The organism is Hymenobacter saemangeumensis, from assembly GCF_039541835.1.
GTDB lineage: Bacteria > Bacteroidota > Bacteroidia > Cytophagales > Hymenobacteraceae > Hymenobacter > Hymenobacter saemangeumensis.
The window spans coordinates 123,809-130,317 of the sequence record NZ_BAABGZ010000017.1 but is presented as its reverse complement, the minus strand read 5'-3'; the positions used below and the strand labels follow the sequence as shown (position 1 = coordinate 130,317).

Sequence of the window (6,509 nt, the reverse complement as noted above, 5' to 3'; positions counted from 1 at the left end):
CAAAAATGAGGTGGGTCGCACCCCAAATTTCGCCTCGTCGTGGAAGTCTTTTTTATTGGCACCCTACTTCCTAAACAGCTTCGTAATCAGATCGAGGCAGCACACAGGCATTGCCGATGAACAGTCTGACAGTTGTTTTCAAAGAATAAAAAAAAATTACAGACAGATTTCCAGCAAATTCCATCCTGGAAAATTTGTCAACAATTACAATGCTTTTCTTAACAAGGAAGATGGCCGGATTTATCAGTTCCAATACAATCGTGTGAAGTACTATCAAAAACTAAGCTTTTCGCTTACAGTTTACCGGCATGACTGCGCCTGGACAGAGATGGGCACGATTTAAATGTGCTTGCCACCGATGACGCGGCGCAAGTCCTGAGCTGCCCTTATCCCGTTCTTCCCGTGAGCGCTTCCAAACGAAAGAATCAAACGCCAAAAAGCCCCCTGGCAGAACCAGGGGGCTTTTTGCTAACCTATATAACTCAGCTTAAAACACGAAGTTGAACGACGCCTGCCCGATTATCCCGCGCAGGTCGCGGCTGCGGTCGTGCAGCGGGATGAAGTAGCTGGCTTTGGTGTCGAGCAGCACGTGGCGGGTTTTGAGCAGCTCCACGCCCAGGCCCAGGTTGAGGTTGGGAATAAACTCGTTTTTCTCGGTGCCCTGGCGGTTCATGATAAAGCCGCCCACCTGGTAGCAGGAATAGAGGTTGAGGAAGCGGCGCCGGCCCCGGCCGAAGTTGCGCGGGTAGAAGTCCTGGCCGAGGTTGACGATGAACAGCTCGTTCACGAAGCCGTCGGCGTCGCTCTGGGTCAGGGGCTTGTACACGCCCAGGTTGAGGTAGCTCTTGCCCCGGGTAAACATGTACTTGATGGCGTAGCCCTGGTAGGCCTGGCTGGTCAGCCCGAGGCGGGGGTTGTCGAGGCGCAGGAAGCCGTACTCTACGCCGGGCATGTTCACGAAGCTCACGCGGTTGGGGCGGTTGCCGGTGGGGAAGCTCACCTCGTCGTAGAGGCGCAGCGTCACGTAGGCCTGCCCGGCGTGGCTGCTGAGGTCGGCCAGCTGCTGGCGCACGCGAAACAGCCGCTCGCTGCCGCTCGGGTCGGCCTGGCGCTTTTCCTCCAGGCGCAGTTCCTGCTCGCGGGTGGTCAGGTCTTCGGCGTTCAGGTTGTTTTCGAGCACGAAGCCCAGGGTAGCCACCAGGGAGTCGAGCTTGGGCAGCTCGCGCAGGGGCAGGCCGAAGTTGGCAATAAGCTGGGTGGGCGTTTCCTCCTGCTTGTGCTGGCGCGCCGCCCGGGTGCGGATAAAGCGGCTCAGCTCGGCGTGGGCTTCGGCGTAGCGCGACACGGCCACGGTGATGTGCTTGTGGGTGCCGTAGCTGGGGTCGTGCTCGTCGGTTTTGGCAAACTGCGCCGTGGCGCTGAGGGTGCTGCCGAGCAGCAGCCCGGCCAGGAGAGTAGTCAGAAGTTTCATGGGTTTGCTGCCAGTGGGCTACTTACCAATAGCGGTAAGTGCTGGCAAAGGTGAAGTGGCCAGTCGCCCCGGCGCTAGTCGAAAGTTGAGATTGTCAGACTTTCGCCCTCCTAAAACCAGTCCAGGCTCGCCGCTAAAAATCAGCACGTTGCCTGCCAGCTCAAGCTCAGGATTCAGGACTTTTCAGGCAGCTGCAATCTGGCTAGTTTTGGCTCGGTTCGGCTCAGTCAATTACCGGGGCGGGCTACCTTGCACGGCTCAGCCACCCTTTGCAACCCACCAGCCATGCCTAATCCCAAGCCCGCCACCATCAGCGAATACATTGCCGGCTGCCCGCCCGGGCTTCGGCCCCGGCTGGAGCAGGTTCGGGCCCTCATCCGGCAGGTGGCCCCCGACGCGGAAGAAAGCATCAGCTACGCCATGCCCACGTTTAAGCTCCACCAAAAGCCCCTGGCTTACGTTGCGGCCTTCCAGCATCACCTGGGCTTTTATCCGGCCCCCGTTGGAATTGAAGCGTTTAAAGACGAGTTGGCCCGCTACAAGATTGGTAAAGGCTCAGTGCAGTTTCCGCACAGCCAGCCCCTGCCCGAGGAGCTGATTAAACGCATGGTTACGTTCCGGGCCCGGCAGAACGCCGAGCAGAGCCGCCAGAAATAACCTTCAACCCAGCGTCAGCTAGCTTAATCGATGAGAAACCCTGAAAGAATTGATGGAATCCTGGCTCAACTGGGCGAGTTGTGGAAAGCCCACCCCGACTTCCGGCTGGGACAACTCATTATGGTTGTAGCCATGACCGGAGAGCACAACCCCAAGCTTTTCCAGTTAGAAGACGAAGCGTTTTTAGAGCTGCTCCGGGAAAGGCAAATTCAACTGCAGCGATAGTTCTTCAGTATCGACAACGCTACAACCGCACGCCAATACCCGGCCCGAGCAGGTAGAACCACTTGCCGGCCGAGAGCAGATAGCCGCCGCCGAGGTAGAGCGGAAAAGTGAGCCGGGCCTCGCGGCGCGTGGGATACACCGAGCCCAGGATGACAATGCCCAGGTCGCGGTTTTTGCTGTCGGGGCTAAGGTTGAAGGCATTGAGGGCCACAAAGCCAGCTCCTACTTTGTAGGGCCGCAGGCGGTTAATTTTTTCCGGGCTGTAGAAGCTCAGCTGGGCCAGGGTGGCCAGCGAGATGCCGCCGAAGTTGCCGTAGCCCTCTTCGCCCTGCCGGCGGGTGAGCAGGCCCGTCGGGAAGCTCACGTCCACATCAAACTTGATTTTGCGCTTCAGCACCAGCTCCACCGTCTGGCTGTAGCCGGGCTCACTGCCGTACTGGCTGGGGTTGTGCTTCACCGTCACCACGATGCGGCTCCAGTCGTCGAGGTCGTAGGTCTTGCGGCCCAGCAGGCTGTTGAGGCTGAGCGGGTCAATGCGGCAGAGCTTGTCCTGGTAGAACGCCGCCCGGGGCGAGTTTAAGCCGGGGCACACCAGCAGGTTGTCGACGGTACGCATCTCAATCAGCTCGCCCTTGGGGTTGAGCAGGCGGATGTCGAAGCTGAGGTACTGCTTGCCGAAGAGGAAGTTGTCGACGTCGATGCCCTCGGGGCGGAACTGAAACACCACGTCGCGGATGGTGTGGTCGTAGAGCACCGGCCCGCCCAGCTTGGTAATGGAGCGGGCCTGCTCGCCGTAGCTGACGGATACAAAGTCCAGGGGGTGGGGCCGCTGGTACTCGCGGATGCTGAGTGCGAAGCTGGTGGGCTGGCTGCCGTTGTAGAGCGTGCTTTTGCGCTTGTCGTAGCTCACCGGCACCTGCACCCGGTACACCAGGCGGCCATCGGTGCGGATAGACGAATCCGAGGGAATTACCGTCAGGTCTTCGAAGTGCATGCGCGCCTTCTGCAGGCCCTCCCCTTCCACGCGCACGTCCACGGTTTCGCCGGGGTTCACGGTCAGGGAAGAAGTCCACTCGCCGCCGCGGTGCAGCAGCTGCACGCCGCTGATGGTGGTTTTGGGCGTGATGTCGAGGTTGGTGATGTACTGGGCCTGGTCGTTGAGCTTGACGTAGAGGTAGCCGTCGGTCTGGCGGTGGGTGTTGTAGGGCCGCAGGTAGCACAGCACCCGGTCGTTGCTCAGGTACTGGCGGGTGTAAAGCTCGGCCAGCAGCGTGCCGCCGGGCTCTTCCTGGTCTTCGAGGCGGTAGGTGCGGCGCAGCTCAAACGAGCGGCCATTGTCCAGAATCAGCTCCACGCCTTTGCGGCGGCTTTCCTCGTCCAGGGTTACGCTGCGCTTGTCGGGCGAGAGAAAGCGCAGGCGGCTGGCCTTCACCACAAACTCCTGGCGCAGCACGGGCAGCTGGTAGCTCAGGCGGCCGCCGGGCTGCAGCATGGGCCGCTCGGCCTGCAGCTTCACCACCAGGGTGCGCTTGCCCAGCTGGTTGGGCAGCACGCTCAGGCGCAGCATGCCGTTGGGGCCGGTCGTGAGGCGGTAGTCGAACTCCTCGCCCCGCACCCACTCGCCGGTGGCGCGCACGTTGCGCGGGTTGGAGCTGGTGAGCTCAAACGACTTCTCCTCGCCCACAAACAGCTCGTCGTCGCTGCGGCGCAAAGCCACCGTGGTACGGGCCAGGGGCAGCAGGTTCACGGTTTCGCGCTGGGCCGGCTGGCCGGCCGCTTCCGCAGGCTGCTCCACCACCAGGCGCAGAAAGCTGCTGCTGGTCAGGTCCGTAAACTTTAGCCGGGTGCGGTAGGTACCGTCGGGTTCACGCGTCAGGGAGTCGAGCTGCACGTAATCGGGCGAGCGGCGCAGGCGCAGCGAGCGGGCGTCGCCAATCTTCTCGGGCTCCAGGCGCAGCTCCACGGTTTCGTCGTCGCGGCGAAACCAGAAGTACAGGGCCGTCTCGCCCTGGTTGGCTACGGCGTGGCGGCTAAGGTGAAAGGTGGCCGTATCGGTGCGAACAGTAACCTCCCGCAGCAAAGCCGGCCCGTCCTGGGCCAGTGCCGGCACTACTCCCAGCCCCCCAATCAATCCAATGAGTAGAAATAACGAACGAATAGCCACCAGAAACCGCACAGCAATAGCAAAAGCAACGGCCCGGACCGGGGCCGGCCACAAAGGTCGGGCCTGCGGTTTTCAGTTAAAAGTTAAAAGTTGAGAGTTAAAAAGCAGAACCGCTTTTAACTCTCAACTTTTAACTGAATTACTTCTTCCGTAGCCCCAGCAGAAACAAAACCAGCAGCAGAAACCCCGTGGTGCCCAGGCTCCACCAGGTTATTTCGGGCACGCCGCGGTGGTAGGGCATGGCGGGCGAGTAGCGGCCCAGCAGCGACAGGCCCGAAAACAGCAGGCCGCCCACGCAGAGCAAGGCCAGAATGGTGCGGCTCACGAGCTGGTCGGCTTTGCGCAGCAGCTGCTGGTAGCCGCTCAGCTCCACCTTCACCCGCAGCTCGCCCTTGCTGATTTTGCGCACAATCTGCCGGATGTCCGTGGGCAGGGTCTGGATGAGGGCCAGCAGCTGGGCGCCGGTATACTGGGCCTCGCTCAGGATGTTGTCGCGCGAGTACTGCTCCTTGATGATTTTGACGCCGTAAGGCCGCACAAACTCGAAGGTGTTGAACGAGGGGTGCAGCACCTTGCCAATGCCTTCCAGAATTACCAGGGCCCGCAGAATGAGAAATACCGCCCCCGGCACCTGCAGCTTGTAGGTGTAGATAATGCCCTGCAGCGCATCGGCCAGGTCGCTCATGCTCATCTCCTTCACGTCGAGCGTGGCGAAGTCCTCAATCAGCTGGCTGAGGTCCGACTCGAAGGCCCGCATGTCGGGAATCTCGGCCGTGATGGCCAAGCGGCGGAAGTTCAGGGCCATGCTGCGCGCATCCTGCCGGGCCATGCCGATGAACACCCCCGCGAAGGCGTACTTCTGCTGCTTGGTGAGGCGGCCCACCATGCCGAAGTCGATGAGCACCAAGCGGCCGTCGGGCTGCACCAGCACGTTGCCCGGGTGGGGGTCGGCGTGGAAGATGCCGAACTCGAAAATCTGGGTCAGGTAGATGTCCATGCCCGTTTCGGCCACGGTTTCCGGGCTGAGCTCCCACTCCAGCAGCCGGGCTTTGTCGGTGATTTTGCAGCCGCTCACGAACTCAATCACCAGGATGCGGCTGGTACTCCACTCCCGGAAAGGCTTGGGAATGTAAAACTCCGTGTAGTCGGCGTAGAGCTTGCGGAACTGCTCCATGGAGCGGGCCTCGGCCGTGTAGTCCAGCTCCTTGCTCATGCTGCGCTCGAAGGCCTCCACGATGTCCTGGGGGTTGGACAGGCCGTGGTTGCGCAGGAAGCCGGCCGTCAGGCGCACCAGCTCGTGCAGCAGGGCCAGGTCCGACTTCACCTTCTGCTGCACGCCCGGCCGCTGAATCTTCACCACCACTTCCTCGCCCGTGAGCAGGCGCGCGCGGTGCACCTGCCCGATGCTGGCCGAGCCCAGGGTGTTGTCGTCGAACTCGCTGAACACCTCGACGATGGGCCGGCCCAGCTCTTCCTCAATTATCTGCCGGGCCAGGGCCACGTCGAAGGGCGGCACGTTGCTTTGCAGCTTCTCAAACTCGTCAATCAGGCCCTGGGGCAGCAGGTCGGCCCGGTTGCTCATGGCCTGGGCCAGCTTGATGAAGGTGGGCCCCAGCTCCTCGATAATCAGGCGCACCCGCTCCCAGCGCGTGGTTTCAAACACCGGCCGCTCTTCCCGCTGCCAGCTCAGGCGCCGGCTCTGGCTTACCAGCCGCCGCAGGGGCGTGCTGGTCACAATGTCTTCGAAGCCGTAGCGCAGCAGCACCTCGGCTACCTGCCGAATGCGGGTAAGGTTGGAAATGGTGTTTTTAAACATGGACCGCAGATTTACGGAGATTTATCCGATTTCGCAGATTTCCGCGCAATAATAAGCGCAGCCGCGGCTGTCGGTCTTCAGTTGTCAGTTGTCAGTTGTCAGTTGTCAGTTGTTAGTTGTTAGTTGTTAGTTGTTAGTTGTTAGTTGTTAGTTGTTAGTTGTTAGTTGTTAGTTGT

At 60.8% G+C, this 6,509-nt stretch carries 6 protein-coding genes; 3 read left to right on the top strand and 3 right to left on the bottom strand.

All coding sequences use genetic code 11. The features are described from left to right. A partial coding sequence (locus ABD919_RS09065) for a hypothetical protein (protein WP_345235675.1) occupies positions 1 to 343 on the top strand: 343 nt, incomplete at its 5' end. A gap of 144 nt (positions 344 to 487) precedes the next feature. Here ABD919_RS09065 and ABD919_RS09060 read toward each other — a convergent pair. Then, complete coding sequence (locus ABD919_RS09060; protein ID WP_345235674.1) at positions 488 to 1,471, bottom strand: hypothetical protein; 984 nt, start codon at positions 1,469 to 1,471, stop codon at positions 488 to 490. A 285-nt stretch (positions 1,472 to 1,756) separates the two neighbouring features. On the opposite strand from ABD919_RS09060, the gene ABD919_RS09055 reads away from it, so the two are divergent. Both ABD919_RS09055 and ABD919_RS09050 read left to right on the top strand, forming a co-directional pair. Beyond that, positions 1,757 to 2,128, top strand: a complete 372-nt coding sequence (locus tag ABD919_RS09055) for an iron chaperone (protein WP_345235673.1) — start codon at positions 1,757 to 1,759, stop codon at positions 2,126 to 2,128. A gap of 30 nt (positions 2,129 to 2,158) precedes the next feature. Continuing rightward, a complete protein-coding gene (locus ABD919_RS09050) occupies positions 2,159 to 2,353 on the top strand; it encodes a hypothetical protein (RefSeq protein WP_345235672.1) in 195 nt (64 codons plus the stop codon). A 19-nt stretch (positions 2,354 to 2,372) separates the two neighbouring features. On the opposite strand, the gene ABD919_RS09045 is transcribed toward ABD919_RS09050, so the two are convergent. Then, a complete protein-coding gene (locus tag ABD919_RS09045; RefSeq protein WP_345235671.1) occupies positions 2,373 to 4,517 on the bottom strand; it encodes a hypothetical protein in 2,145 nt (714 codons plus the stop codon). Positions 4,518 to 4,656: 139 nt separating this feature from the next. Next, a complete protein-coding gene (locus tag ABD919_RS09040; RefSeq protein ID WP_345235670.1) occupies positions 4,657 to 6,333 on the bottom strand; it encodes an ABC1 kinase family protein in 1,677 nt (558 codons plus the stop codon). Between the last annotated feature and the right edge of the window lie 176 nt (positions 6,334 to 6,509).